Origin of the sequence: Flexivirga endophytica, from assembly GCF_014640635.1 — a bacterium.
Lineage (GTDB): Bacteria > Actinomycetota > Actinomycetes > Actinomycetales > Dermatophilaceae > Flexivirga > Flexivirga endophytica.
Genome location: NZ_BMHI01000003.1, coordinates 588,244 through 614,702, shown reverse-complemented (window position 1 = coordinate 614,702; position 26,459 = coordinate 588,244). Strand labels below are relative to the sequence as shown.

The 26,459-nt window shown below is 65.4% G+C and carries 26 protein-coding genes; 17 read left to right on the top strand and 9 right to left on the bottom strand.

Annotation, left to right across the window (positions count from 1 at the left end):
* Nucleotides 1–47: 47 nt before the first annotated feature.
* The gene (locus IEX71_RS11530; RefSeq protein WP_188837145.1) at nt 48–413 is read left to right on the top strand and encodes an alpha/beta hydrolase fold domain-containing protein; all 366 of its coding nucleotides are present in this window, start codon (nt 48–50) and stop codon (nt 411–413) included.
* An 82-nt stretch (nt 414–495) separates the two neighbouring features.
* Here IEX71_RS11530 and IEX71_RS11525 read toward each other — a convergent pair whose 3' ends face one another.
* Both IEX71_RS11525 and IEX71_RS11520 read right to left on the bottom strand, forming a co-directional pair.
* Nucleotides 496–954 carry a GNAT family N-acetyltransferase gene (locus IEX71_RS11525; RefSeq protein ID WP_229749657.1) on the bottom strand — a complete coding sequence of 153 codons (459 nt, stop codon included), beginning with the start codon at nt 952–954 and terminating at the stop codon, nt 496–498.
* A 7-nt stretch (nt 955–961) separates the two neighbouring features.
* Nucleotides 962–1,330: an aldo/keto reductase gene (locus IEX71_RS11520; protein ID WP_188837144.1), complete on the bottom strand. Its 369-nt coding sequence runs from the start codon at nt 1,328–1,330 to the stop codon at nt 962–964.
* A gap of 159 nt (nt 1,331–1,489) precedes the next feature.
* Here IEX71_RS11520 and IEX71_RS11515 point away from each other — a divergent pair, with 159 nt between their 5' ends.
* A complete protein-coding gene (locus IEX71_RS11515) occupies nt 1,490–2,200 on the top strand; it encodes a TetR/AcrR family transcriptional regulator (RefSeq protein ID WP_188837143.1) in 711 nt (236 codons plus the stop codon).
* The gene (locus IEX71_RS11510) at nt 2,197–3,108 is read left to right on the top strand and encodes a cyclase family protein (RefSeq protein WP_188837142.1); all 912 of its coding nucleotides are present in this window, start codon (nt 2,197–2,199) and stop codon (nt 3,106–3,108) included. Before IEX71_RS11515 ends, IEX71_RS11510 begins: the two co-directional genes overlap by 4 nt.
* A 51-nt stretch (nt 3,109–3,159) precedes the next feature.
* Here the strand turns inward: IEX71_RS11510 and IEX71_RS11505 are convergent, their stop codons facing one another.
* A complete protein-coding gene (locus IEX71_RS11505) occupies nt 3,160–4,653 on the bottom strand; it encodes an MFS transporter (RefSeq protein WP_188837141.1) in 1,494 nt (497 codons plus the stop codon).
* A gap of 170 nt (nt 4,654–4,823) precedes the next feature.
* Between IEX71_RS11505 and IEX71_RS11500 the strand changes: the two genes are divergently transcribed.
* The 5 genes from IEX71_RS11500 to IEX71_RS11480 all read left to right on the top strand — a co-directional run bounded on the left by IEX71_RS11500 (nt 4,824) and on the right by IEX71_RS11480 (nt 8,434).
* Nucleotides 4,824–5,204 carry a VOC family protein gene (locus IEX71_RS11500; RefSeq protein WP_188837140.1) on the top strand — a complete coding sequence of 127 codons (381 nt, stop codon included), beginning with the start codon at nt 4,824–4,826 and terminating at the stop codon, nt 5,202–5,204.
* 26 nt (nt 5,205–5,230) lie between these two features.
* Nucleotides 5,231–6,226, top strand: coding sequence for a sigma-70 family RNA polymerase sigma factor (locus IEX71_RS11495; RefSeq protein ID WP_229749656.1), 996 nt, complete (start codon nt 5,231–5,233; stop codon nt 6,224–6,226).
* Nucleotides 6,223–6,816: a TIGR03086 family metal-binding protein gene (locus IEX71_RS11490; protein ID WP_188837138.1), complete on the top strand. Its 594-nt coding sequence runs from the start codon at nt 6,223–6,225 to the stop codon at nt 6,814–6,816. The genes IEX71_RS11495 and IEX71_RS11490 overlap by 4 nt, the downstream gene beginning before the upstream one ends.
* A gap of 45 nt (nt 6,817–6,861) precedes the next feature.
* On the top strand, nt 6,862–7,584 hold the full coding sequence (locus IEX71_RS11485; protein ID WP_229749655.1) for a dienelactone hydrolase family protein: 723 nt from the start codon (nt 6,862–6,864) through the stop codon (nt 7,582–7,584).
* 61 nt (nt 7,585–7,645) lie between these two features.
* A complete protein-coding gene (locus IEX71_RS11480; RefSeq protein WP_188837137.1) occupies nt 7,646–8,434 on the top strand; it encodes a maleylpyruvate isomerase N-terminal domain-containing protein in 789 nt (262 codons plus the stop codon).
* Nucleotides 8,435–8,449: 15 nt separating this feature from the next.
* Here IEX71_RS11480 and IEX71_RS11475 read toward each other — a convergent pair whose 3' ends face one another.
* A complete protein-coding gene (locus tag IEX71_RS11475; protein ID WP_229749654.1) occupies nt 8,450–9,367 on the bottom strand; it encodes an aminoglycoside phosphotransferase family protein in 918 nt (305 codons plus the stop codon).
* A gap of 131 nt (nt 9,368–9,498) precedes the next feature.
* Between IEX71_RS11475 and IEX71_RS11470 the strand changes: the two genes are divergently transcribed.
* Complete coding sequence (locus tag IEX71_RS11470; RefSeq protein ID WP_188837135.1) at nt 9,499–10,416, top strand: NAD-dependent epimerase/dehydratase family protein; 918 nt, start codon at nt 9,499–9,501, stop codon at nt 10,414–10,416.
* Nucleotides 10,417–10,752: 336 nt separating this feature from the next.
* Here IEX71_RS11470 and IEX71_RS11465 read toward each other — a convergent pair whose 3' ends face one another.
* Both IEX71_RS11465 and IEX71_RS11460 read right to left on the bottom strand, forming a co-directional pair.
* On the bottom strand, nt 10,753–11,823 hold the full coding sequence (locus tag IEX71_RS11465) for an alkene reductase (protein ID WP_188837134.1): 1,071 nt from the start codon (nt 11,821–11,823) through the stop codon (nt 10,753–10,755).
* Between the two features lie 591 nt (nt 11,824–12,414).
* Complete coding sequence (locus IEX71_RS11460) at nt 12,415–12,726, bottom strand: hypothetical protein (RefSeq protein WP_188837133.1); 312 nt, start codon at nt 12,724–12,726, stop codon at nt 12,415–12,417.
* A gap of 662 nt (nt 12,727–13,388) precedes the next feature.
* On the opposite strand from IEX71_RS11460, the gene IEX71_RS11455 reads away from it, so the two are divergent.
* Entirely contained in the window at nt 13,389–13,793 is a 405-nt protein-coding gene (locus IEX71_RS11455) for a nitroreductase family deazaflavin-dependent oxidoreductase (RefSeq protein ID WP_188837132.1), read from the top strand.
* A 71-nt stretch (nt 13,794–13,864) separates the two neighbouring features.
* Here the strand turns inward: IEX71_RS11455 and IEX71_RS11450 are convergent, their stop codons facing one another.
* Both IEX71_RS11450 and IEX71_RS11445 read right to left on the bottom strand, forming a co-directional pair.
* Nucleotides 13,865–14,341 (bottom strand): DUF1801 domain-containing protein, encoded by a 477-nt coding sequence (locus IEX71_RS11450; RefSeq protein WP_229749653.1) that lies wholly within the window; start codon nt 14,339–14,341, stop codon nt 13,865–13,867.
* Between the two features lie 151 nt (nt 14,342–14,492).
* The gene (locus tag IEX71_RS11445; protein WP_188837131.1) at nt 14,493–16,304 is read right to left on the bottom strand and encodes a hypothetical protein; all 1,812 of its coding nucleotides are present in this window, start codon (nt 16,302–16,304) and stop codon (nt 14,493–14,495) included.
* Nucleotides 16,305–16,519: 215 nt separating this feature from the next.
* Here IEX71_RS11445 and IEX71_RS11440 point away from each other — a divergent pair, with 215 nt between their 5' ends.
* On the top strand, nt 16,520–17,011 hold the full coding sequence (locus IEX71_RS11440; protein ID WP_188837130.1) for a DUF4365 domain-containing protein: 492 nt from the start codon (nt 16,520–16,522) through the stop codon (nt 17,009–17,011).
* Entirely contained in the window at nt 17,008–18,132 is a 1,125-nt protein-coding gene (locus IEX71_RS11435) for a hypothetical protein (protein ID WP_188837129.1), read from the top strand. The genes IEX71_RS11440 and IEX71_RS11435 overlap by 4 nt, the downstream gene beginning before the upstream one ends.
* A gap of 308 nt (nt 18,133–18,440) precedes the next feature.
* On the opposite strand, the gene IEX71_RS11430 is transcribed toward IEX71_RS11435, so the two are convergent.
* On the bottom strand, nt 18,441–19,433 hold the full coding sequence (locus tag IEX71_RS11430; protein ID WP_188837128.1) for a hypothetical protein: 993 nt from the start codon (nt 19,431–19,433) through the stop codon (nt 18,441–18,443).
* Between the two features lie 336 nt (nt 19,434–19,769).
* Between IEX71_RS11430 and IEX71_RS11425 the strand changes: the two genes are divergently transcribed.
* The 5 genes from IEX71_RS11425 (at nt 19,770) to IEX71_RS11405 (ending at nt 26,459) form a co-directional block, all read left to right on the top strand.
* The gene (locus IEX71_RS11425; protein WP_188837127.1) at nt 19,770–21,374 is read left to right on the top strand and encodes an ATP-dependent nuclease; all 1,605 of its coding nucleotides are present in this window, start codon (nt 19,770–19,772) and stop codon (nt 21,372–21,374) included.
* A complete protein-coding gene (locus tag IEX71_RS11420; protein WP_188837126.1) occupies nt 21,371–22,465 on the top strand; it encodes a UvrD-helicase domain-containing protein in 1,095 nt (364 codons plus the stop codon). The genes IEX71_RS11425 and IEX71_RS11420 overlap by 4 nt, the downstream gene beginning before the upstream one ends.
* 258 nt (nt 22,466–22,723) lie before the next feature.
* Nucleotides 22,724–24,184 carry an SNIPE associated domain-containing protein gene (locus IEX71_RS11415; protein WP_229749651.1) on the top strand — a complete coding sequence of 487 codons (1,461 nt, stop codon included), beginning with the start codon at nt 22,724–22,726 and terminating at the stop codon, nt 24,182–24,184.
* A 189-nt stretch (nt 24,185–24,373) separates the two neighbouring features.
* On the top strand, nt 24,374–25,597 hold the full coding sequence (locus IEX71_RS11410) for a Tm-1-like ATP-binding domain-containing protein (RefSeq protein ID WP_188837125.1): 1,224 nt from the start codon (nt 24,374–24,376) through the stop codon (nt 25,595–25,597).
* Nucleotides 25,598–25,628: 31 nt separating this feature from the next.
* Nucleotides 25,629–26,459, top strand: a complete 831-nt coding sequence (locus IEX71_RS11405; RefSeq protein ID WP_188837124.1) for a phosphoenolpyruvate hydrolase family protein — start codon at nt 25,629–25,631, stop codon at nt 26,457–26,459.

Below are 26,459 nucleotides of genomic sequence, written 5' to 3'. Positions count from 1 at the left end.
GTCGCCTGGCCGAGGCATCGGTCGGCGATTCCGAGACCGTCGCCGAGGTGGTCGATCGCGTCGCCGATACGACGGCCGGTGAGGTCAGGCTCCGGATCTACCGGCCCGAAGCCGCCTTGGCGAGCGAGCCGGCACCGGTCGTGGCGCTGAGAGCGCGCGACGCCGGCGCACCGCGCATCGGCTTCCAGCTACTCATCTATCCCGACCTGGACTTCCGGCGGGAGAACGACTCGATCACCCGGTTTGCCGGCCGTTTCGGCAACATCGAGCGCGAAGCGCAGTTCTGGTTCATGGACCACTACCTCGAGACTCCGGAGCAGCGACTCGATCCGCGCGTCTCGCCGCTGCTCGAACCGGACCTGAGTGGCCTGCCTCCGGCGTGGCCACCACGGTGCGGCGCTACGACGGAATGATCCACGAGTTCCTCCGCCAGCCCTTCGACGATGCCGAGCGGGCGATCGCGGAAGCCGCCGCGGCGCTGCAATCGGCACTACGTCAGTCGACTGCCGGGCGGGGCGTGCGGTACATGCCGATCCCGTCGGGAGCGGTGTCGACGAAACCGAATCTTCGATACAGATGATGAGCGTCACCGTCGGCGATGAGGGAGATCCACGCGCTGGCGGGTGCCCGGTCGTCGAGTTCATCGCAGAGTGCCTGCATGATGAGGCGCCCCAACCCCCGTCCTTGGTGTTCGGGAAGGACGCAGACGTCAACGATCTGCAAGTGGCAGGCGCCGTCGCCGACGATCCTGCCCATGCCGACAGGTCGACCTGCCCGGGTGACGACCACGCTGTGCCAGCTGTTGGCCAACCCGATCGCGGCCGCCTCCGGTTCCTTGTCGAGTAGCCCCGCGCGTGTGCGCAACATTCGGTAGTCCCGCACGGTGGGTACGCCGAACTGCGTTTGGTACCAGGCGGCGTCGCTGCCGGGCATGCCTGTGGTGTTTGTCGTCATTGGTCGATCAGGCGGGTGCCGTGGTCGCCATACCGCGCTCCGTGCGCCCCATCTTCCGGGACGGCCGCGTCGATCCGGTCGAGGTCGGTGCGTGTGAGCTGCACGTCGAGGGCGGCCAGGGCGTGCGGCGGACTCCGGTCTTGGTGGCGAGGACGACCTGGTCGCGCCGTGGCGCGAGGGTGCGACCGAGGAGTTCCTCGTTCGCTCCGTCGCCGTAGAAGTCGCCGGTGTCGAACAGGGTGATGCCCGAGTCGGCAGCCTCCAGCAAGGTGGCTGCTGCCTCCTGCGGATCGGCGTGGCCGTAGCTGCCGGTCATGCTCATACAGCCGAGCCCGAGTCGGGAGATCGGGCTGTCAGATCTCGGGGTGGGGTTCATCGCTTCTCCGTTCACGGGTGCCGAACTTGCGCGCCGGTATGCCGGACATCCACGTCCCAGCAGGCCGTCGTAACCATTATGCACGCGGTGCGTGCAACGACAAGCGCAACGGTGTGGGCTACAGTGGCTGGACGTAGATCTGACAACGAAAGGATGCAGATGACAGGCCGCAAGCGCTGGTCGACCGACGAGATCCTGGATGCGGCGCTGACCTTGCTACGAACCAGCCACACCGAGTCGTTCAGCGTCCGCCGGCTCGCCGTGACGCTCGACACCGATTCATCCAGCCTCTACCGGCATTTCCGTAACAAGACCGAGCTGCTGCGCGCGATTGCCGACCGGGTGCTGTTCGAGGCCCTGGACGGGCACCACTCCGACGGCGACTGGCAGCAGCGGATCACCGCGCTCGGGCTGCGTCTGCGTGACGCCTTCAGCGACCAACCTCAGCTCGCCGCGATCTGGGGGCGCTATGGATCCGGTGGCAGCGGATCGCGCTTGATCATGGAGGAGATCCTGCAGGCATTGAAGTCGTCCGGGCTGCCCGATGACTTGGTCCCGGTGCGCTACCACCGCATCGTGGTTCTCCTCGCGGCACTGATCACCGCTGAGGGCGCTGTCGCCACCCTCACCCCTGCGGAGCACGAGCAGAGCATGGAACAGTTCCGGGTGGCCGTCTTCGGCGCCGACGCCGAATCCTTCCCGACGCTCTTCCGCTTCGCCCGTGACGTCCGACCCCTCGCCGCAGACCGGCGTGCCGCGTTCGAAGACATCCTCGCCGCTCAGCTCGCTGCCATCGCGGCCGAAGTCCCGGGCTCGCCGGAACCACCGCGAAACCGCCGCGCTCGCGTTCACGGAGCCCGACAAGCATGAGTGGGCAGCAGTTCCGGGCCGAGTTCGATGCCCGGGTCGAGTTCTCCAACGGCGGGCACTTGGAGGTCGCCGGGTTTCGCGTCGATGTGCCACATGAGGACGTCACCGAGGCCGAGGTTGCGACCCTGTTCATCGCTTCGCTGGGGCTCTTGATGAGTGAGCGCGCTGACCTCACCGGGCTGCGCGTCTTTCCCGAGGCCCACAAGGGCACGCGGGGTGGGCCGTCCGCGGTGGATCCTGCGCCGAATGCGGCGCGAAAGTTGGTCGAACTCAGTCACCGGATCATCCCGGGCATGACCACCTATCCCGGGTTGCCAGGACCCGAGATCTCGGCATACCTCACCCGAGAGGATTCGCGGGCCGGCTATGCACCCGACACGGAATTCGCGATCGATCGCATTGCCCTGGTCGGCAATACCGGCACCTACCTGGACACGCCCTACCACCGATACGCCGATGGTCACGATCTCGCCGAGCTCCCCCTGGGCCGAATCGCCGATCTGCCGACCGTCGTCATACGCACCGAGGGCAGCAGATCTCGGGCGATCGATGTGGGCGCGCTGGCCCCGTATGACGTCGACGGCAAGGCCGTTCTGCTGCACAGCGGCGGGGACCGCGATTTCGGCACGCCCGCATATGCCGAGGAAGCGCCCTATCTGACAGCGGCGGGCGCGCAGTGGCTGGCGGACAACGACGCCGCGCTTGTGGGCATCGACTCGGTCAACATCGACGACATCGACGACCGGGGTCGGCCGGCGCACACGATTCTGCTCGCCGCCGAGATCCCGATCGTGGAGCACCTCACCGGACTCGACCAGCTACCTCCCTCCGGCGCCCGATTCACTGCAGCCCCACCGCTGTTCGCTCGCTTCGGCACCTTCCCGGTCCGCGCGTTCGCCATCGTTTGAACCGAGCGGGACCATCCTGTCGGCACCGACAGGTCGTCGCGACCAGCGGTCCTACTCGGCAGACGCGGACGCAGACGGGTCGCGGAGCAGCAGCAGCGCGATCGCGATGCCGGCGATGACCAGGCCTGCGGCGATGGTGAAGCCGCGGTGGTAGCCCGCGGTGAGGGCGCTCGCGTCTGGCACGCCGCCGTGGCTCAGTGCGCGGGTACGGGCGGTTGCCGCAGATGAAAGCACGGCCAGACCGACGGCTCCGCCGACCTGCATCGAGGTGTTGATCAGGCCCGACGCGACACCGGCGTCCTCGGCGGACGAGCCGGACATCGCGTACATCATCACCGCCGGTGCACCGGCTGCGGCGCCCAGGCCGAGCACCAGGGCGGCGGGCAGGATGTCCCTCAGGTATGACGCCTCGACCGGGACTCGGGTCCACAACGCGAGGCCGATCGTGATGGCGGTCATGCTGGCCAGCAGCATGGGGCGCGGCCCGAAGCGGGTGGTGAGCGGCTCCGCATACCGCACGGAGACGACGGCCATCAGTGCGGTGAGCGGCAGGAACGCGATGCCGGTGTGCAGCGCGTCATACCCCTGCACCTGTTGCAGATACAGCACGCCGAGGAAGAACAGGCCGAACATCCCTGCGACGATGAGGCATTGGATGAGGTTCGCGCCAACGACGTTGCGGGAGCGGAAGATTCGCAATGGCAGCAGCGGCGCTGCGGCCGTCGCTTGGCGCCATACGAACGCCCCCAGCAGGAAGACGGTGATCGCCGTGCCGGTGAGGGTGGCGCCGTCGGTCCAGCCGTGCTCGGCGGCGGGCTTGACGATGGTGTAAACACCGGTCATCAACGATCCGGTCACCAGCGCTGCCCCGAGTGTGTCCAGCCCGGCACCGAACCCGCTGCCCGGGTCCCGGGGCACGAACCGGACTGCTGCCACCAGCGTCGCGACGCCGATGGGTAGGTTCACCAGGAAGACCAGGTGCCAGCTGGTCAGCTGCGTCAGGGCACCACCTGCGAGCAGCCCGATCGCACCGCCGGCCGACGCCACGAACGCGAAAACACCTATCGCGCGGGCCTGCTCGCGCGGTTCGGGGAACATCGTGAAGATCATCCCGAGGATCACCGCGGACGTCATCGCGCCGCCGACGCCCTGCAGGAACCGCGCGGCCACCAGCATCGTGCTCGTCCAGGACAGCCCGCACAGCAGCGAGGCGACGGTGAAGACGGAGATGCCGGTCAGGAAGACGGTGCGGCGCGACACCAGGTCACCGAGGCGGCCGGCGAGCAGCAGCAGGCCGGCGAAGCTGATCAGGTAGGCGTTCACGACCCAGGCCAGGTCCCCTTGCGTGAAACCGAGATCCCGCTGGATCGCCGGCAGGGCGACGTTCACCACCGTGCCGTCCAGCACGATCATCAGCATCCCGGTGCACAGCACTGTCAGGGAGATCCACCGTCCGCGCGCCGACTGGCCCGCGGACGGCTCAACCGCCGGGGCGGGCCGCGCGGGCGGTGTGGCCGGTTCGGCTACTTCGGCGACTGCAGACATGACTTCGGCCCTCTCGTGGTCCGGCAACCGCTGGTGATCGCCGTTCACCAAAGACAGACCGTGCCCCTCAGCAAAACTCATCCACGACCGAGCGATGAGTTTCGTCGGTCACGCTGGTCAGTACCTCGTGAGACGCGCCCGCAGCGTGGCGTCATACGAAAGGAACAGGCATGAGTACCCAGGTGACGAGCGTGCTGATCGGCACGCGCGACGTCGACCGGTTGCACAGCTGGTATGCCGCGGTGCTCCCGCCGCGGCGGGAGGAGCAGATGCAGCAGTATCGGGTCCTCGACTACCGGGGGTTCTGGTTGTTCCTCGACCCGCGGGACGACGTGCGGGCGACTGCCGCGGATCCGCATCGTTTCCTCCTCAACATCGAGGTCGACGATGCCGAAGCAGTGGCACAACGTGCGGATCATATTGGTACGACGTGGGTCTCGCCGCTGGAGGATCGCGACGGCAGCCTGTTCGGGACGATGCAGGATCCGGACGGCAACGCCATACAGATCATCCAGCTGAGCGAGGCGGCCAAGAAAGAGATGGCCGGCTGATGATCGCGGCTGCCAGACTCGACGACGTGAGTGGGACCGACACGTCGACGACCGACGATTTCCCGGCGCAGAGCGAGGCATATCGCCGCGAACTCTTCGCGCACTGCTACCGGATGATGGGCTCGACCCACGACGCCGAAGACCTGGTGCAGGAGACCTACCTGCGCGCATGGCGGTCGTATGGCGCCTTCGAGCACCGCTCGTCCATGCGGACTTGGCTCTATCGCATCGCGACGAACGCCTGCCTGACGGCTCTCGACGGCCGAGCGCGCCGACCACTGCCGACCGGGCTGGGAGCGCCCAGCACCACGGCAGCGGAACCCCTCGAGGAGCGGCTCGAAGTGCCGTGGCTCGAGCCGGTGCCGGACGCACTGATCGACACCGACACCCGTGACCCGGCGGCCATCATCAGCGCGCGGGAGAGCGTGCGGCTCGCCTTCGTGGCGGCGCTGCAGAACCTGCCGCCGCTGCAACGCGCGGTGCTGGTGCTGCGTGACGTGCTCGCCTGGAGGGCGGCCGAGGTGGCGACCGCACTCGACACCTCGGTTGCGAGTGTCAATAGTGCTCTTCAGCGCGCGAGGGCGCAGATGGCGTCCGCCCATGTCTCGGAGAGCTCGGTGGTTGTCGACCTGTCGGCCGAGCAGCAGGAGCTCCTCGAGCGATGGACGAATGCGTTCTGGGAGAAGGACGTTGAGGAGCTGACGGCGCTGTTCACGGCCGACGCTGTTTGGGAGATGCCGCCGTTCGCCGGCTGGTACCAGACGCCCGCCGTCATCGCCGAACTGATCGGCACCGCCTGTCCCGGACAGCGCAACGAGATGCCGATGATCCCGACGTGGGCAAACGGGCAGCCGGCGTTCGGGCTCTACCTCAAGACCGAGGACGGCTCCTTCGAGCCGTTCCAGCTGCAGGTGTTGCAACTCGAGGGTGCCGCCGTGCGGCATACGGCCGTCTTCTTCGACGCCAGCCTGTTCCCGATCTTCGGACTGCCGGACCACCTGCCCGCGGACACAACGTCATGAACGCGGTGGCGCCGACGCTGAGCGTCGGGGTGGAGCTGTTCGACCGGGCCGTCGCGTTCACCCGCGGCGTGCTGGCGGCTCTGCCGTTCGACGCGGACTTCGACCTGGCCGCGCCGACCCCGTGTCACCGGTGGACGCTCGGGCACCTGCTGGAGCATCTGGACGACTCGCTCCTGGCGCTCGAGGCCGCCGCGGCATACGGGCACGTCGACGTCGTCGCTCGCGAGCAGCCTTCTGACACGGTCGGTCTCGGGCTGGTCGACCGCGTGCGGCACCGCACGAGTACCGCGCTGGGCGCATGGGTCACCGACACCAGCGAGCGGGTCACCATCGCGGACACCTCGTTGTGCTCGGCGACCCTGGTCGCCGTCGGCGCCCTCGAAGTGGCCGTGCACGGCAGCGATCTCGCCCGGGCCGCACATCTGGGTCTCGCACTTCCGGACGATCTGGCGGATGAACTGCTGGCGGTGGCACCGCTGGTGGTGACCAGCGCCGATCGCGGCGTGCGGTTCGCCCCCGCCGTTCCTGTGTCGTATGCCGCCCGACCGGCGGAGCGGCTGCTCGCCTACACCGGACGCGCATGTCTATGACCCCTCCCGAAAGGCACAACCATCCAGTTCCTCTCTGAAAAGCGCGTGGACGACAACCTCGTCGAGCGTGCGTTCACCCTTGGCGACATACCCGGGATCCTGTGGACACCCGAATCCTCCTCTGCGGCAGGGCAATTGCCGCTCATCCTGCTAGGACACCCGGGCGGGTTGGGACCGATGTACCCGCGGCTGGTCGCGCGGGCGAGGGCCACCGCCGAGCTCGGGTATGCCGCCGCCACGCTCGAACTCCCCAGCAATGGCGACCGCCCACGGTCTGCCGTCATCGAGCAGGCCCGTGCTGCGCTGCAGCAGACGCTCAGGGCCGGCCGGCGACCGACCGAGGAAGTGATCGATTCCTTCATCCTTCCGCTGGTCGACCAGGCGGTCCCCGAGTGGCAGGCCACCCTGGACGCCCTCCTGGGAGTGCCGGAACTCGGTGGGCCTGTTGGGTATTCGGGCGGCGTGATCGCGATTGGCACACGGCTTGCAGTCGTCGACCCGCGCATCGCCGCGGCCGGACTCTTCGCGGGAAGTTTCATCCCCCGCTCCGCCATCGACGAGGCTCGTCGCGTCACCATCCCGCTGCACGTGCTGTTGCAGTGGGACGACGAAGGCAACGACCGGGCGCGGGCGCTGGAGCTGTTCGACGCGTTCGGCTCGAAGGGGAAGACGCTGCAGGCCAATATGGGCGGACACACGGGTGTTCCGCCGTTCGCCGGCGAGGACGCGGCGCGGTTCTTCGCTCGGCATCTGGGCGGATCGCGTTAGCTGGCAATGGGATCCGTTATCAGGCGGGAACATCGAGCAGGCGCTCGCGGTTGCCACCTGCATGACCTCTCTCGCCATACGCACCATCGATGCCCTTCGCCAGGAGCACGACGCACTTGCCGGCGTCGCCGCCGCCCTGACCGACGACCAACTGTCCGGACCGTCGGGCGCGAGCGAATGGTCTGTCGCCCAGGTGCTTTCACACTTGGGCAGCGGTGCCGAGATCACGCTGGCCAGTCTGCGCGCCGCGCGGGGCGAGGGAGATGCCGCCAGCGACGACTTCAACCGTTCGGTATGGGACCGCTGGGACGCGATGGCGCCTGCTGAGCAGCGTGCCGCATTCATCGAGTGCGATGTGCGCCTCGTGGAGGCGCTGGAGGGTCTGACACCGGAGCAGCACGCGTCGCTCACGTTGCCGATCGGCTTCCTCCCCGCGCCCGCTACCGTCGCGACGTTCGGCGGCCTGCGGCTCAATGAGGTCGCACATCACAGCTGGGACGTTCGGGTCGCCGCCGACAGCGGTGCGCGTCTCTTCGAGGCCAGCACGTCCGTCCTCCTTGACCAGCTCTCGGGCGATCTCGCCGTCCTGGTGGGGTTCGCCGGCAAGGCCGACCGCATCGACCAGCGCGTCGTCCTCGCGGTGGGGGACAGCGGGTATGGCATCGCGATCGACGACAGTGTGAGCCTCGTGCCCGAGGTGGAAGGCGCGACTGCCACCTTCGCGGGTGCGTCCGAGGCTGCCCTGCGTCTGGTCTTCGGGCGCCTCGGCCCGGCATACACACCGGCCGACGTGGCGGTGACCGGGAACGTCACGCTCGACGAACTTCGTCAGGTCTTCCCGGGCTTCTGAGCCCAGCCGCGGCAGCTAGCGCAGCGGCACGCCGACCTCTTCGGCAATGACTTCGACCATCCTGGTCAACCTGGCCGTGCGATCCGGCATGGAGTGCCGATAGTCCGCAATGGTCAGCAGACCGGGTCCGACGAACGCCCAGGCACGAGCACGCAACCACGTCGCCTCGTCGGTGTCGGACTCCGAGCGGAGAACGTCACGGGCTGACGGGTCGAACATGCTCCAGGCGTAGAGCAGGTCGACCGAGCGGTCGCCGATGCCGAGACCGCCGAAGTCGACGACACCGACGAGGTCACCGTCCGGGGAGACGAGCAGGTTCTCGATCGAGAGGTCGGTGTGGATCCAACAGGGCGGCGCGGACGCGGGCGGCACGTCGCGGAGCCGCCGCCAGGCCTTCTGCACCTGACCGGGGTCGAAGATGTCCTCCAGCAGGCGGGCTGCCCTGTCGGCCCAACCGTCGATCTCGTCGGTCACCGGTTCGCCGGCGCGATATCCCCAACGTTCCGGCCCGGCGGCCGAACCGAAGGTGTCCACGTCGTGCAGGCGACGCATGAACCGGCCGAGGCCGACCGCCATACGCGCTTGTCTTGGTGGAGCCATCGCTGACGGCGTCGCGCCCGGAACCCAGGTCACCACCGTCCACGGCCGCGGGAACGCGACGGACGGCTCCGCCAAGAACCGAACGTCTGGCACCGGGACGTCCAGGTATGGCGCGAGCCGTGGCAGGAACTCCGCCTCGGTCAGCAGGTCCGCGGTGTACGAGTCCGAGCGAGGGAGACGGACGGCATACGCATCGCCCACGCGGAACACCCAGTTGCTGCTACCCGAGGCATTGCTCGGCCGCACGTAGTGACCCGCCAAGTCCGGGAACTGGTCCCTCAGCAGCCGCACCACGAAAGCCGCATCGGGTGTCGGCTCGTCTGGGTGCTCCACGCGACCATCGTTGGTCAGGTACGCCATCGCTTCAACCGGATATCTGCGCCAGGCTGATGTAGCCAAGCGAAGCCCGAGTGTCAGGAGAAGGCGGCCGGATTCTCTTCCGCGCCCTCGCGGTATGAAGAGACATGCGAATCTTCTTCACCGGCGGCAGCGGCAAGGCCGGCAAGCACGTCGCGCCATACCTCGCCGAGCAGGGCCACCACGTCACGAACGCCGACCTCGTCCCGTTGCAGGATCCGGCGGTCGCCGACCTGCGCGTCGACCTCACCGATGCCGGCGAGACCTACTCGGCGCTCGCCGGCCTCGCGACCTTCGACGAGCTCGACCTGCCCGCGAAGCCCACCTACGACGCTGTGGTGCACTTCGCCGCGATCCCGGCGATCTTGTTGAAGGCCGACGCGGCGACATACGCGACGAACGTGCTCAGCACCTACAACGTGCTGGAGGCCGCGACGCGGCTGGGCGTGCGCAAGATCGTGTTCGCGTCATCCGAGACAACCTACGGAATCTGCTTCGCCCAAGGCGAGCGGCGGCCGCTCTACGTGCCCGTCGACGAGGATCACCCGACGGTGCCCGAGGACGCCTACGCCATGTCCAAAGTGGCCAATGAGGTGACGGCGCGATCGTTCCAGGCCCGCACCGGCGCGGATGTCTACGGGTTGCGCATCAACAATGTCATCGAGCCGCACGAGTACGCCGAACTCTTCCCTGCTTTTCTCGCGGACCCGTCGCTGCGGCGGCGAAACCTGTTCGCATACATCGATGTTCGCGACCTGGGTCAGATGGTGCAACGCTGCCTGGAGACCGACGGGCTCGGCTACGAGGTCTTCAATGTCGCCAACGCCGACATGTCCATCGCTGCGACGACCCACGAGATCCGGAACCGCTTCTACGACGGCGTGGAGGTGCGTCGGGAGATGGGCCGTGACGAGACCTTCTTCGCCATCGACAAGGCGCGCAACCTCCTCGGGTTCGCCCCGCAGTATTCCTGGCGCGACGTGCTGGCCGACCCTGGGGCAGAGCACGGCGACGCCGAGGTCTGACCGGGTCGAGCTTCCGGAGGTTAGGAGCTTCGGGTCTGTCCGTTTCAGAGGGGTTTCGGGTGACCGAGGGCAGCGGTGTGACCTCGTGGCGCGGCCTCAGCCGGTCAAGGGAATCGAACTCGGTCTGGCCATTTGCGGCGGACTGACGCACCCATCGCGGCAGATGCGTGCGCCTTGGCTGGCAGCGCGCCGCCCCGGGCCGTGTGTCGTGCTTCCTCCTGGGATGCATCCAGTCGTCCTCGGGCGCTGTCTGCGAGCTCGCGGCTTATACCCGGGGGCGACTTCCTATAGCTGACATTCGCCCCCGCCGCCCCCACGGTCGGGTGGTCGGCTTCGTCAGTCGTCGAGGAACGGGTAGTCCGTGTAGCCCTCGGCGCCACCGCCGTAGAACGTGTCGGGGTTCGGTTGATTGAGCTCGGCGCTGGTCCGCCACCGAGCGGGCAGGTCCGGGTTGGCCAGGAACAGTCGACCGACGGCGACCGCGTCGGCGAGGTCCTTGTCGAGGATCTCCTGCGCTGACTCGCGCGTGGTGATCTCGCCGAAGCCGTCGTTGGCGATGACCACGCCGCCGAAGGTGCGGCGCAGGTCCTGGATCAGGTCCTGCTTCGGGTCGGCGAGGATGCTCAGGTAGGCCAGTCCGAGCGGCGCGAGGCCCTCCACCAAGAGCCGGTAGGTCGCGGCAACGTCGGCGGGGTCCTCCTCGGTGGCGCCCTGGATGTTGTGGGCGGGTGAGATGCGGATACCGACCCGGTCGGCGCCGATCGCGTCGGCTACTGCGCGGGTGACCTCCAGGGCGAAACGGACCCGGTTCTCGGGCGAGCCGCCGTACTTGTCGGTGCGGTGGTTGGAGCCGGGCGCTAGGAACTGGTGGATGAGGTAGCCGTTGGCGCCATGGACCTCGACGCCGTCGAGGCCGGCCTGGACGGCGTTGCGGGCGGCCTGGACATAGCCCTCGACGATCGAGGGAATCTCCTCGAGAGTGATCCCGCGCGGGATCGGGAACGGCTTCATTCCGTCGGCGGTGAACATCTCGTCCGGGGCCGCCACCGGGCTCGGAGCGACGATCTCCTGGCCGCCGGTGTTGTCAGGGTGGGAAATACGTCCGGCGTGCATCAGCTGAGCGACGATACGGCCGCCATTGGAGTGCACGCCGTCGGCTACCCGGCGCCACCCGGCGAGCTGCTCCTCGGAGTGGAAGCCGGGGGTGTTCAGGTAGCCCTGGCCCTCGGGGGTGGGCTGGCTGCCCTCGGTGATGATCAGGCCGGCCGAGGCGCGCTGGGAGTAGTACTCCACTGCGAGGTCGCCGGGCACGATGCCCTCGGCACGGTTGCGGGTCAACGGCGCCATCACGAGCCGGCTCGGCAGCATCCACGCGCCGACGTTCAGGGGGTCGAAAAGATCAGCCATAATTCCTGCAGCGCCGCCGCCACCTGGTCTGTTCCTGCACACACGGGTGAGGAATCTCACCGGTTGAGGTGCTAGCAAGCAGACCGTTACGTTGGCCGCAGTCGTGAAGCTGCGGACGCGAGCGGTTTGACGATGAATGCGTTGTCGTTGGACTACGCCGGCATCATGTCCGCTTTTCGCCCGCCGTCGACAGCTCGCGAGCTCGTGTCACTCGTCGTAGTGAGCCTGAGTTCGATCAACGAATGAACCTCCATGCGCAGGCGTCGTACCTCGCCACGTAGTCGGACGGCTTCGACCAGATGGGCATTCTCATTCCATCGCTTCATGTCTGCAGGCTGCAGCGAGTGCCGTGCCGCGGAATAGATGGCGTCCTCGTAGTCCGACAGCGATCGCAGCGCAGCCGTCGGTAGTTCGGTTGGTGCCGGCGGCGCCACCGATGGATCGCCAGTTATTCGACGATTGGCCCATCTACGCTCAAACCGCTTGAAGTCGCTGACGCTCGAACTCTAAGACCCGCATGTCTTCAGTTGGGCCGCTTCCGACCGTCTTCCGAGACCGATGAGGCACGCCCCTGCACGCGGGCGGAGAGACTCACTCGGCTTCGGGCGGCGCCACCGGGTACTCGATTCCGAAGTGGCTAGCGACCACCGCCGTGGTCTCGCAGCCCCAGTCAGCTATCTGCACCATTGCTTCCCCCTCGAAACCGCCGTCACACACGCCGCTGCCGGAGCCACAATCTCGATGGAGTGCCAGGACGCTTCGGGCCAGAGGGTCGTCGATCGAGTTCAGTCGGCGCATCGCGTCGACCCAACGCACCACCGGCGCCGGCCGGTCGTCGACCTCATGGACAACATCCATGTGGAGGCGTCTACTCGCTTCCTCGTCGTACTCGTAGCGCGTCATGACCCGACGCTACGGCGAACTGTCCCGTTCACGCTCGCGATTCACCAGAAGCCGCCTGCCCTGTCGCGACCGCCGACATGCGCACCTACGCGGTCCGGCCAATAGCAACTCCCTCGCGGCGGAAGGACGTGCGCTGAGCGCGGGGCTGATCGGGCTGCTGGACATCGCTACGATCCGACCATGCAATGGCACGAGTACGCTTGGAAGGAAGACCCCGAGCTGGGCCAGATGAGGGCCACCGGTTCGGACCGGACCAAGATGTGCGTGTGGTACCGGTCTAGTGACGGTCGATTCGACGTAGTGCGCGGAGGCGGTACGTCGTGGACCCAAGCCAAGTGTTACCACCTCATCGACGCCGTCAGCGGCGATCACCTCGGAGTGTTCCGCCTTCAGCGGGATGCCACAGCCGAGGCGGAGCGCCTATCGACTGGCGGCTAGTCAGGACGAAGGCTTCGGGCCTGCCGCGACCACGGCGACTTCTGCTCTGAGCAACAGGTAGTCTGCCGCCCGTTTGCGGCGGTATGACGCAGTGTGTTGCACGGAGACGCCGGTCTTGTGTCCCGGCGCCGCTCTTGATCCGGTTCTGTTTTAGCCAAAACGGTATTGGCCTACTGGGTTCACGCATTCAGGTTCTGGGCGTCGGACGGAAGTACATTCGAGACATGAGTGACTGGAACGACAACGTGATTGCTGACTTCCGTGCCAACCAGGGCAGGATCGGTGGCCCGTTCGAGGGCGCACCGCTGCTGCTGCTGCACAGCACCGGCGCCAAGAGCGGTCAGGAGCGGGTGAGCCCAGTGATGTATCAAGCGGCCGGTGAGGGGTACGCAATCTTCGCGTCTAAAGCTGGTGCAGACACCAATCCGGACTGGTACCACAACCTGAAGGCGCATCCCGAGGCGCGCATCGAGATCGGCACTGAGATTGTCGACGTGACGGCGCGTGTGCTCGACGCCGAGGAACGGGAACCGGTCTGGGAGGAGCAGAAGGCCCGGTACCCCGGCTTCGCCGACTACGAGAGCAAGACCGATCGCGTGATCCCAGTCGTCATGCTCGCGCGACGATGATCTGACCCACTCGCGCCCCCATGCGGCGAAGTGACACGGGCGTCGGGTGGAACGCCCGTCGTCTGATCAGTTCAGTTGCCTGTGGAATTTAGCCGCCGCCAACCGCCGGCGCGGTTGTTCGCCACGATGGCTCGAAGCATCTCGATCAAGGGACCTCGCTCGATCGGGTCGCCCTGGTAGATCTGGATGGCGCGAGCCGTGGCGTTGCCATGCCCTTGGTTGATGATCCCGTTCGGGTCGGGGACCGTCGGGTCGTAGAGGAACAGGTTGACGTGATCCTTGGTGGCAAGCAATGCGCAGACATTGCCACTGAGCACGAAGTACGGCTGGACCGATCGTTTGATCGTCTCGTCGATCGCCGAGTCCGCCTCGCAGATAATCCCGCGGAGCTCGGTGCAGATCTCTCGCTGCCAGTCGGGCAAGGTAGCGAGATAAGCGTCGACGCCGGGGTGGGCGCGATCCGTCATGCCCAACAACGTACGGAAGCCTTCGCCTGTGCGCCATAAGGGCGCGCTCCACACGCGGCGGAATGACGCGCGTTCGACCAAGACCCCAATTGTGCATGGAAGGTCGCCTCCGCGGATTCACGAGGTTGCGGCGGTCTACCTGGTCGCCTTCGCGCTCAACTACGGTCAGGACCCGGGACGCAGACTTCTTACCTTCGCTTCAGGCATCGAGGTGTCCCCATGGTGGCGAGGTCTACGCACTTGAGATGGGGTCGGTGGGCAGATCGAGTCCATGGATGAGTCGGGCACGCCTGTGAATCTCGGCTGCGACGGCGTGCAGTCTGAAGTAGATCTCCTTTGCGTCCTGGGACAAATCGGACATCAGGGCTCCTCCGGTACCGACCAGTTGTGCACCGGCAAGGGCGGCGACGTCGAGGGTCAGTGCCATCATTTCGCCGCTGAGCTGATTTGGGACCCATTGACCTTCGCCGCTGTCACCTTCTATATATCGCACGTTGTGAAGCATGCCTAGCGGGGTGGCATGAGTGATCTGACTCAGGAGTCCGTAGGCGGTTTCAAACCAGCCAGGATCGTTTGCCCCAGCACCGAGGTTGCGGAGCATTGAGGCGGTGCTGGGCAATGGTTCGCGGTTCTTCGCGATAGCGTCTGCGCCGGGCGGCACTAGGACGTTCGCGGGCATGCTGAATAGCCTCAGTGCGTCCTTCTTGTTGATGCCACGGCCGGCAAGCGTCCGGATGGTCTTCCGTTCCATGAACCTGTGTTCGTCAAAGTACTGCTTGGCCCGCGCCGGAGCGAGGCCTGGGTCGTTGTATCGCCAGTTCATCCGTGCGGCCTCTTCGAGTAAGGCGCGGGCTGCGAACGAGCTGATGGTTGATGCGCCCATTTGGTCGCACGTGTCGAAGACTGTCTGAACGTACGACAGAGATGCCCCGAAGTTCAGGTAGACGTGGATGGGGAGTTCGGCTGGAAGCTCCGTGTGGGGTTTCATCGAGTTCAGGACGTCACAGAAGACGTTACAGGCGTCCTCCAAGTCCTGCATCAGAGCGCCGAGGTCATAGCGCTCGGCCAGCACCTCGTCGTCCTCCATGACGACTGTGGGCATCAGAACCGTTGGCTTCCGGGCGGCAGGCGGTTTGGCCGTCTGGCTGCGGGGCTTGTTCCTCGCGGCGACGCGATGGATGACGGCAGCTGCCTCAGCAACGTCCTCAGTCAACTTGGCCGCTGTGGTGAGGAAGGACCCTTGGTCGACGTCGTGCGGCCATGCATCGGGTGCTGCGGCGGTGCCGCCGACAAGGACACAAAACGCCCCGACGGCAGCGGTGTGCATGAACAGCGCCTCATGGTCAGGCCGCAGGTCAAACCCCGGAGCGCCCTCTTCAGTGAGTGTGCTGCGTTGACCGAGGTAGTTGCCGTGGCCTGCGTGGGCCAGAATCATCGCCGCTCCACGCAGCCCTGCTAGGTCGAGCATCGCGTGGGCGCGAGCAACGAACACGCCGATACCCGTCGAGTTTTCAGAACCGGGAGACGACGGAGCACCCTCGACTGCTGAGAAAAGGTCGTCGAGGAGTGCGCCTTCGTCAGGCGTTGCTGGTGCGTCGAGCCAGGTCCGGGATGCGCCGGTGAGGTCGGCAATGGGAGGAAAAGGCATCAGCCATCTCCTGACCGCCGGGCAAGTCCCCGAGTCCAATACGCCCCCAAGACGGCTTCGCTCCTCGACAAGGTCACCAAGGAGACAGGCTCGCCGATTCTTGGGGTCCTGGGCGATCCAGAGCCAGCGGAGACCGTCGGTGAGGAGGCTGCGGGCAAGGGCGCCAATCACAGTGCCGCCGAAGCCGGAGCCAATCATCGACTCGGCGCAGTCGTATCGATTGCGGGCGAGCATGAATGCGAGACCGGTCAGGAAACGATCGGGGGGGACCTGCTCGTCATAGTCGATAGGAAGCTCATCGAGGTGTAGCCGCAAGGCACGGGTCGCCTTGCGGAGCTCCAGCGTCTCGGCGCTCGACACGCGCCCGTCGGGCCGCGTCTTGTCGCCTGTGGTCATGAAGAGAAGTGTTGCGTAGCCCGGCGATGTGCACACCTGCATTTCGGTCGAAGCGACCCCGGCAACACGCGGAGATGCGCGTCGACAGGACGATCAAGGCGGTGTGTGACGCAACTTCCTCTCTTCGCAGGCTTGCGTTGTCCGTTCTGCCTCGCGAATCGGAGTCGGTCGCATATGTTGCACGGACGCGCCCGTCTTGAAGAGAGGTCCGGCACATGTTGGCATGGGAGTCCCTCCCTCTGAGCGACCGCAAAGGTCGGCTTGGAGTCACCTATGTCCGGACGGTCCTGGCCCAGGCCGCTCTTCCCAATGAGGAGACGACCGGGGGAGAGGACCATATGGCCGTGGACCTCAACGTGCAGTTCCCGGCTGCCACCGTGCGAGTTCAGATCAAGTGCGGGATACGGAAGCCGAACAAGAGTGGATCGATTTCTGTTCCGATCAAACCCACGTGGCGAGATCGGTGGTGCGCGTCGAAGGTGCCGGTGTACCTCGTCTATGTCCGTCTGGAGAAGGGCGAGCCGCCGGACTGGCTCGAACACCCGGCACTTGCAACGACCGTACACGCACGAGCCCACTGGATCCGGGTCAACGGTATGTCGGCGGCTAGTGTCAGTGTGCCCTTGAGTAACAGGCTGAGTCTCGACACCTTTGCCACGTGGAACCAACAAGTCGAGGAGTGCTTCGGGGAGGTGGTGAGCGCGTGACGGAGATGGGAAGTAGTCTCGCGATGTACCTCTCTGCGACAGGCTGGGTGCCGCCTGCTGAGTCCGGCCCGCAAGGCGGCCTATGGCGGAACCCTGATTACCGCTATTCGGTCCCGGTCCCTGAGCCTCTGCCCGACGATGGGCCGGATTGGGAACTCGTCCTCGACCGTCTCGCGATGGTCGAGAAGTCGACGCCACAGGAGGTCGAGCACCGTATCCGTGGACGGCTCCTCGATGTAGCAAACCTGTGTGCTGCGAAGGATCTTGTTATCGAGGACGCCATCCCGCTGACAGCCGCTGTCTCGATGGTGCGTGACTCATGGATTATGCTTCGTAGTTGTGCGACCACGTCACTCGGTGCACGGCCGCACATCGCAGGCAACTATCGACGATCCGCAGACGACCTGATCGACCTCGTCCGCATGGCGCATACCCGACGCGGCTCATTCATCATCCCGATCTATATGCCCGTACGTCCCCCGGAGGAGGAACCGAACCAGATCATCGGTCTGGAAACTGCCCCTCCCGAGTCGGGGGAACGCCGCGTGATGCGGACGTTCGCACAATCCTTGGCGATCATCGGGTCTGTGGTCGAGCCGGAACCTGAACCGAGTGCCAATACTGTTCAGGACTTGATCTACGCCGGGGTCAGCCATGAGTTCGCCGCTGGACTCACACGTATCCTCAAGAATAAGTCAGTCGCAGAGTTCGCGGCCAACTTCGAGTGGGCGACCCTCGCTGGCCCCGCACCCTCGACGCCTCGTCACGTGGCTATTCCCGCCGCTGCGGCGGCACGTATCGAGCGATTGTCCCGACGGTTGAAGTCGGAGCGGCCTGCCCGTGGCATCGAGATGCTGACCGGTCCGGTCATCGGTGTCCAGCGAAGCGACGATGACACCGGCGGCGTGGTGACAATCCAGACCGTGCGAGCGGCCAGGCTGTGTCACGTCAGCGTGAACGTGTCGAGGGAGCGTCTGGACCAGGCACTTGACTGGATGAAGCAAAGGTCAACTGCGCTAGTGAGCGGGAGGATCCACCGTGTTGGCGCCAATCTGTTCTCGGATAGCCGTGACAGCATCGGGTTGTTTGCTCACGAGCAGTTGTTCCAGCCAGATGGGTGATGCAGCTCAAACCTGTGGGATGCGGGCACGAACAGCATGCAAAACCTCTCCAACTGAGGACGGTCGCTTGGCGTTGAGTGGGCGGCCGCCACGAATGTGCGGGAATCCACCTGCAGAAATCAGGACTGGCAGGTTCGCGGCGAAACGACGCAGGTTGCCCGCAGTCACTCCTGCCCACCGCACTCGTAGGAGGATGTTCGACCTCATTGATCCATCGAGGCGGCGTTGCAGATTAAGGGCCACGATGCGGTCGTCGTTGGATAGCAGGGCCACTCCCGGGCGACCGGTCAATACACGCATCTGGCTGGTTACCCGAGTGTGGCTCTACCCAGCAGGTCGGTGAGCTGATCGGGTTCGTGTATGAGGGTCGTGTCAAATCGCTTGTGCACTAGGTCTGTCTTGTCGCGCGTGAGCGCGCGCACCCATTCATGCTCGGTGAATACAACGTCGCAGTACACCACCGGCGCTGGAAGGGCGATCACGTCCACGAAGTCGGACGGCTTCCACTTCTGCTGCTGGGGCGGGTGGATGTGCTTGCTGACCCGCAACTGGTTGGCTACCCGTCGAGTGGGCAGGCCGTAGACGAACTGCAAAAGGCCCTTGTCGCCGAGTGTCTCGACTACCTCTTCGGGGCTGATGCCGGCTGCCCCCATACGGTCCTTCACAACTCCCACGAGGTCCTGGTAGTCGGTGTGAACAACTGCGGCAAGGAGGTCCTCTCGCCGTACCTTGCGATTGGCAATGTCCTGCGCAGCCCGTACCTCTTGCTGCGCGTATAAGTCTCCCCAATTAATGATGTCGATCGGTGCTCCCGATCGAGCATGTTCCTTGGGTCCGGCACGAAGCAGAGCCTCCTCAAGTGCTCGGTCAACGGGGATGCGCAGGTCGCTACTGGAACTGGTCGCCGCCGCCCCTGGGCGTGCGGTGTCTGTCACTCGTCCGTTCGACATGTGTGCGATGCCGCGTCCGAATACCCGTGGTGGACTGGGCGCGATTGGCCGCCCGAACCGCACGCTAAGCGCCAAGTCGATCTCGTAGTCGAGGATGACCTGCGGCATGGCCATGCTGTCGAAGTCGGACAGCTCGATGAGCAGGTCGACCAGTCGGTTCCTCGAGCCGTCGTTGCTGTTCTTGGCCGTTTCCCAATAGCGGTATAGGTCGAGGGGGAACGAGGCCAGGCCGATCTGGCGTGCCGCGCGGCACATCTCCAGCGCGGGTGCGTACTTGGCGCCGTCAGGTCGCTTCTGCGCGGCACGAGAGAGACCTATCCAGGCGAATTGGTCTAGGTAGATGCGAAGCATGGTCACGGGCCTAGGTGTCAGGGCGGGTAGGAGCACTGGGTGACCGATGCTGCTCGACCTGGACGCCCGCGAGCGGCTTCTGTGCGGCGAGCGAAGCTGATCGCAGACGGCGCCAGTCCCCGGTTCATCTGCTCGTCATCCAACTGCTGGGGGACCCAGGCGAACCAGGACGAGTACTCGTTTGGCGCCACTGACGCCAACGTACGACGTTGCCTTCGCGGTTCGCGCACCATTTCCGAGCAGCGCCTAGCCTCTTTCACGTCAAAGCCACCATTTCGAGTTTTGATCTGATATGCACACTGGACGCAAGGATTCCGAACCAGAAGGTATCAGGGAATGATTACGCGCATTGTCGTGAGAGGGTACCGCCTCTTTATGGATTTCGAGCTGGAGCCAAATGCGGGCACCAACATCGTCGTAGGCGACAACGAGTCGGGGAAGTCGTCGCTGCTGGAAGCGATCTCGCTGGCGCTTACCGGCCGGATCAACGGACGGTGGGCCCAGGATGAGCTCAACCCGTATTGGTTCAACGTCGCAGCTGTTGAAACCTACTTCGCGTCGTTGGACAGCGGGTCGCCGCTTCCTCCGCCTGAGATCCTGATCGAGCTGTACCTCACGAACAACGACGATTCGCTGCAGTACCTCCTCGGTGTTCACAACAGCCGCCAGGACAAGGTGCCCGGCGTAAAGATGCACGTCGCACCGAACCCCGATTATGCCGAAGAGTTTGCGGACTACATGGCCGACGCTGGACGGCCGGCGATCCTGCCCACGGAGTGGTACAGCGTGGACTGGCGACAGTTCTCGGACGAGCGGCTCACCCGGCGACCGAAGGAGCTAGGCGTCTCCGTGATCGACTCCCGAACGGTTCGGTCCACCGCGGGCATCGACTATCACACGCGAGAGATGCTGAAGGACTTCATCGAGCCCAAGGAGTCGGCGGCCGTCGCCGTGGCACACCGCAAGGCCCGTCACATCATCAGCACGGAGACGCTCAAGTCCGTCAACGAGCGGATCGCGGAGAAGGGCGATGCACTGCACGACAAACCGATCGGTCTGCACATGGACCAGTCGGCCAGCGCCTCCTGGGAGCAGAGCATCGTGCCGCAGGTCGCCGACGTCCCGTTCGCGATGGCCGGGCAGGGGCAGCAGGCGGCCATCAAGGTGGCTCTGGCGATGAACCGCTCAGCCGACACCACCGCCTACGCCCTGATCGAGGAACCGGAGAATCACCTGTCGCACACCCGGCTGACCAAGCTTGTCGATCGCATCGAGGAGCTGGCCGGTGATCGTCAGGTCTTCCTGACCACCCACAGCTCCTTCGTCCTTAACCGCCTGGGGCTCGACAAGTTAGTGTTGTTGCACCGGGGGACGAGGGTCCACCTCGGGGCGTTGCCAGCCGACACCGTCAGGTACTTCAAACGGCTCTCCGGCTACGACACTCTGCGCCTGGTGTTGGCCGAGAGGGTTGTCATGGTGGAGGGCCCGTCCGATGAGATGGTCTTCGAGCGTGCGTTCCGAGACAAGCACGGCAAAGTGCCGATGGCGCTCGGCGTCGATGTGATCTCAATGGCAGGGGTGTCTCTGAAGCGCGGCATGCAGCTCTGCTCCGCTCTGAAGCGCCACGCTGCCGCCATCCGTGACAACGACGGCAAAGAGCCCGAGCACTGGCGGATGCCGATCGGGGAGCTACTGGAGAACGGCAAACGGGAGATCTTCATCGGGGAGGTCGCAGACGGGCCAACGCTCGAGCCGCAGTTCGCGAAGGTCAACAACGATGACGACCTACGCCAGCTGTTCGACATCACCGACGGCGACAAGGCCACTGTCGACTGGATGAAGGCGCACAAGACCGACTGGGCACTGACGCTCGACGAACACCCGGAGGTGACCGTGTCGTACCCCGGGTACATCAGCGACGCCGTGGATTTCGTGTCATGACGAACACGGCGACGCTCGCGGTCGCCGGTGCACGAAAGACGCAGTCGATCGTCGATGCCTGCGCGGGAGGCGATCCCACCACCCGACGGCTGGTCGTGACCTACACGTTGTCGGGCCAACTGGACCTGGAGGAACGGTTGCGTGCTGCTTGCCCACCTGCAAGCCTCCCCGAGGTCTGCGGGTGGTACGCCTTCCTACTCAGGCACTGGGTACGGCCGTTCTTGCCCCTGATGTATTCAGGCAAGAGGCTGGGCGGTCTGAACTTCGACGGGCTCCCCCGGAGGAATAGCAAGGGGATTGTGATCGCGTCAGGGGAAGAGCGATTCCTCGATGGTGACTCTCGGGCCTACAAGCGCTTCCTGTCGAAGCTCGCCCTCGACGTGGCCGACGCCGCGGACGGAACGGTGATTACAAGGCTTCAGCGCATGTACGACGAGATCTATGTCGACGAAATCCAGGACATGACGGGGTATGACCTCGACATCCTGGAGCGTCTTCTCGGATCGACGAGCGTCATCCGCATGGTCGGCGATCTGCGACAGTCAGTCTTCAGTACTAACGCACAAGATCCGCGGCACAAGAAATACCGCGGACTCGGAATGCTCGATTGGTTCGAGGTTCAAAAGAAGGCCCAGCGACTTGAAGTTCACTACGCGTCGACCACTTGGCGCTCCGTTCAAGCCGTCGCGACGTTCTCCGACTCGATCTTCGATCCTGCGCTCAAGTTCCAAGCAACGGAGTCGGCCCAGGAGAAGTCGTCCGAGCACGACGGTGTGTTCGCCCTGGCGCCCGAGCATGCCGCCGCCTACATCGAGCATTACCAGCCATTTCGCCTGCGTCAAACGATCGCGACGGCGCTACCCCAAGGCATCACAGCGACGAACTTCGGAATCTCCAAGGGCCAGACACACGATCGGGTGCTGATCTTCACGACCAAGCCCATGCGTGACTTCCTGACAAAGGGGACCCGCTTGACCGGAGAGTCCGCCTGCGGACTGTACGTCGGGGTCACACGAGCAATCCACAGCGTGGCATTCGTGATGCCAGAACCCGATGCCAGCTACCTCACTGTGTGGACACCAACCGGCTAACGAGCCGACGAGCCGATAGGCCGCAGTGGAACCAGCGTCAATCTGGGCGGTTTGACGCACAGGAATTCCCTTGTTGATCACTCTGCTTGCAGGCAGCGAGTGGCCTTGTGCCGTCGTGAGATCCCGCGGGTGAGCGCGCCGCCTTGACCTGGTGCGTGGCCAACGCGGCCGCTCCGATGAATCTGTGAAACGACTGACACTCCATCACTTTCGCCGCTACCGTCCGGCTAGAGGATGTGTGATGGGGAGGGGTAGGCAATGGTGTGGGGTGACGGTAAGCGTGTCGCTGAGCTCGAGGCTGAGGTAGCGAATCTTCGAGGGTGGATCGACCACCTGCAGGGCACAGAAGCGATGGCGTTGGCATCGCAGGTTGGACAGATGCGAAGGGACGTCGCCGAACTGCAGGCGCAGGCGGCCGCCGCGAAACAGGCGGCCGTAGATGCACAAGCGGAGGAGCGTGCGGCTCGATTGCAATTGGTGGAAAATCTCGAGTCTGTCGAGGTGCAAGAGGCCGGCTTCTACACGTTCAACCATCCACTGCAAGATGCTGTCGCGTACAAGGACGCGCTCGCGCAGAACCAGTCCCAGATGAAGCAGTTGATCAAAGCAAAGAAGGCGGTCGAGGCAGCGACCAACTGGCAGGTCAATGGCTCATCAGCCAAGGGCACCGCGATGGTGCGGGACTTCTCCAAGCTGCGCTTGCGCGCGTACAACAGCGAAGCCGACGCTTTGGTGCGAGCGTTGCGACCTCACACTCTGGACTCCGCGAAAGGCCGTCTGGACAAAGCTGCCACAGCGATCGAACGGCTCGGCAAGACGATGAGCATCCGGATCTCACCCGCCTACCACCGACTACGGTTCCGCGAACTCGAGTTGACCGCAGACTATTTGGTCAAGAAGCAGCAAGAGAAGGAAGCTGAACGCGACCGGCGGGCGCAGTTGCGCGACGAAGCGAAGGCGCGGGCCGAGATGGAAGCTGCGCTCGTGAAGCTGCGGAAGGAACAGCAGCACTATCAGCAGCTGATTCAGCGTCTTGATCCCTCCGACGAGAGTGGTCTTGCGGTGGCCCGCGAGAAGCTCGCCGAGATCGGACAGTCGATCGAGGGCGTGGAAGCTCGTGCCGCCAACGCCCGAGCCGGCCATGTGTACGTGATCTCCAATATCGGGGCGTTCGGACCAGACATGGTCAAGATCGGTATGACGAGACGGCTTGAGCCCATGGACCGGGTGATCGAGCTCGGTGATGCCAGCGTGCCCTTCCGATTCGACGTCCACGCGCTGGTCTTCCACGAGGACGCTGTCGCGCTGGAAACGCATTTGCACCAAGCGCTCGAGCATCGCAAGGTCAACCAGATCAACACGAGGCGGGAGTTCTTCTACGCGAAGCCGAGTGAGGTCCGCACCTTGCTTGAGAAGTACGCCGGCTCCTTCTTGCTCGAATACAAAGAGGTCCCGGACGCACTGGAGTGGCACGGCTCGGGCAGCGTCCAACGCGCCACGCCACCACGGTCCGAGCAGCCCGTTCCCGTCCCTGCAGGCGAACCGATCGAGACTCCTACTGCCGAACCGGTCAAGCTGGCAGTCGCGAGCCGGTTCGACGGCCCGCCCCCAGACGGCGACCCCGAGGCCAAAGCCGCGTGGTACGTATCTCCAGATGATCAGACCCTCTGGAGGCGCTGGGACGGATCGGGATGGACTGAGGAGACAAAGGCGCGTTAAGACTGCGGGTCAGTGCCTGCAGCTCGGTTGGGCAACGAGCGTTGTCAAGCAATTTCGTGTCCGTCATTCAGCCGAAGCGAATCAGGTTGCGCGGCTCCCACGTCTGTGGGTATCCAGCGAACGGTCGTACCAGAGCCTTCAAGAGGTGCCAGACTGGCGAACGTCAACGGTGACTCGGAGGAGGCTCAGATGGCAACTGTCGTCCTGATCGGCACGATGGACACCAAGGGCGCGGAGTATGCGTGGCTGGCCGAGCAGGTGCGCGGGTATGGCGCGGACACGCTGCTGTTGGACGTCGGCACCTTCTCCGATGCGGAGTCCGACATACCGCCGGCCGAGGTGGCGCAAGCTGCCGGACACGATCTCCAACACCTGCGCGACAGCGGTGATCGCGGCGCAGCCATGGACGCAATGGCCGACGGTGCAGCAACGATGCTGTTGCGGCTCTTCGACGAGGGCAAGGTCGACGGCGTGCTGGCACTCGGCGGGTCCGGCGGGTCTTCGGTCGCCTCCCGCGCGATGCGCGCACTGCCCGTCGGAGTGCCCAAGCTCCTTGTGTCCACCATGGCGGCGGGCGACGTTGCGCCATACGTGGGCGAATCCGATGTCACGATGATGTATTCGGTGGTGGATGTCGCAGGGATCAACTCGGTGTCCGCCCAGGTCTTCGGCAACGCGGCAGCGGCGATCGCGGCGATGGCCGGCGCCGAGGAGAAGCGGCGGCGCGCGCCCGACGACGGCGAACACAAACCGCTGATCGGGCTGTCGATGTTCGGACTGACCACACCTGCGGTCGACGAGGCCCGCGCCGAGCTGGTGGAGCTGGGCTACGAGCCGCTGGTCTTCCACGCCACCGGCGCCGGCGGGCGCGCGATGGAGAAGCTCGCCGCCGACGGCCGTCTGGCCGGCGTACTCGACCTGACCACAACGGAACTCGCGGACGACCTGGTCGGTGGGGTGCTCAGCGCGGGGCCGCATCGTCTCGAGGCGGCCGGTGCCGCCGGCATACCGCAGGTCGTCTCGCTCGGCGCGCTCGACATGGTCAACTTCGGGCCGCGCGAGCACGCCCCCGAGCGCTTCGACGACCGCACCTTCGTCGTGCACAACCCGACCGTGACGCTGATGCGCACCACGCCGGAGGAGAACGCCGAGCTGGGCCGTCGCATCGGTGCCAAGCTCGCCGCCGCGAAGGGCCCGACCACACTGCTGCTGCCGCTGCGCGGACTGAGCGGGATCGATGTCGAGGATGGGCCGTTCCGCGACCCCGCAGCGGACACAGCACTTTTCGACGCAGTTCGCACCGCAGTCGGCGACGCCGTCGAGGTGGTCGAGATCGACCAGCACCTCAACGACGAAGGCTTCGGCCGCGATGCCGCCCGGCGGCTGCACGCCCTGATCACCGACGCGCACTGACTGCGCACTTCGCAGCGACAAGGAGCAGAACATGGACCGCAGCACGGCGCTGACCCGACTGCGCGAGAGCGCAGCATCCGGCCGGCCGATCATCGGCGGCGGAGCCGGCACCGGGCTCTCCGCGAAGGCCGCCGAGGCCGGCGGGATCGACCTGATCATCATCTACAACTCCGGCCGCTATCGGATGGCCGGACGCGGTTCTCTCGCAGGCCTATTGGCGTATGGCGACGCGAACGCCATCGTCATGGAGATGGCCAACGAGGTGCTGCCGGTCGTGGAAGACACACCGGTGCTCGCCGGGGTAAACGGCACCGACCCGTTCCGGGTGATGGGCCGGTTCCTCGACGACGTCAAGGCCGCCGGATTCGCCGGGGTGCAGAACTTCCCGACGGTCGGCCTCATCGACGGCACCTTCCGAGCAAACCTCGAAGAGACAGGCATGGGCTACGACCTCGAGGTGGACATGATCCGGGCCGCCCACGAGCGCGAACTACTCACCACGCCATACGTTTTCGACCCCGACCAGGCCCGTGCGATGACCGACGCCGGCGCCGACGTGCTCGTCCCGCACATGGGGCTCACCACCAAGGGCTCCATCGGCGCGAGCACCGCGCTGACCCTGGACGAGTGCGTGGACCGCGTCCAGGCCATGCGTGACGCGGCCGTCGAGGTGAACCCGGACGTCATGGTGCTCTGCCACGGCGGTCCGATCGCCGAACCTGAGGACGCCCAATACGTGCTGGAGCGCACCGACGGCGTCGTCGGCTTCTTCGGCGCCAGCTCGATCGAACGGCTGCCCACCGAAGTCGCCATACGAGCACAGACCGAGAAGTTCAAGGCCGTCACCTTCGGCCAGAAGTAG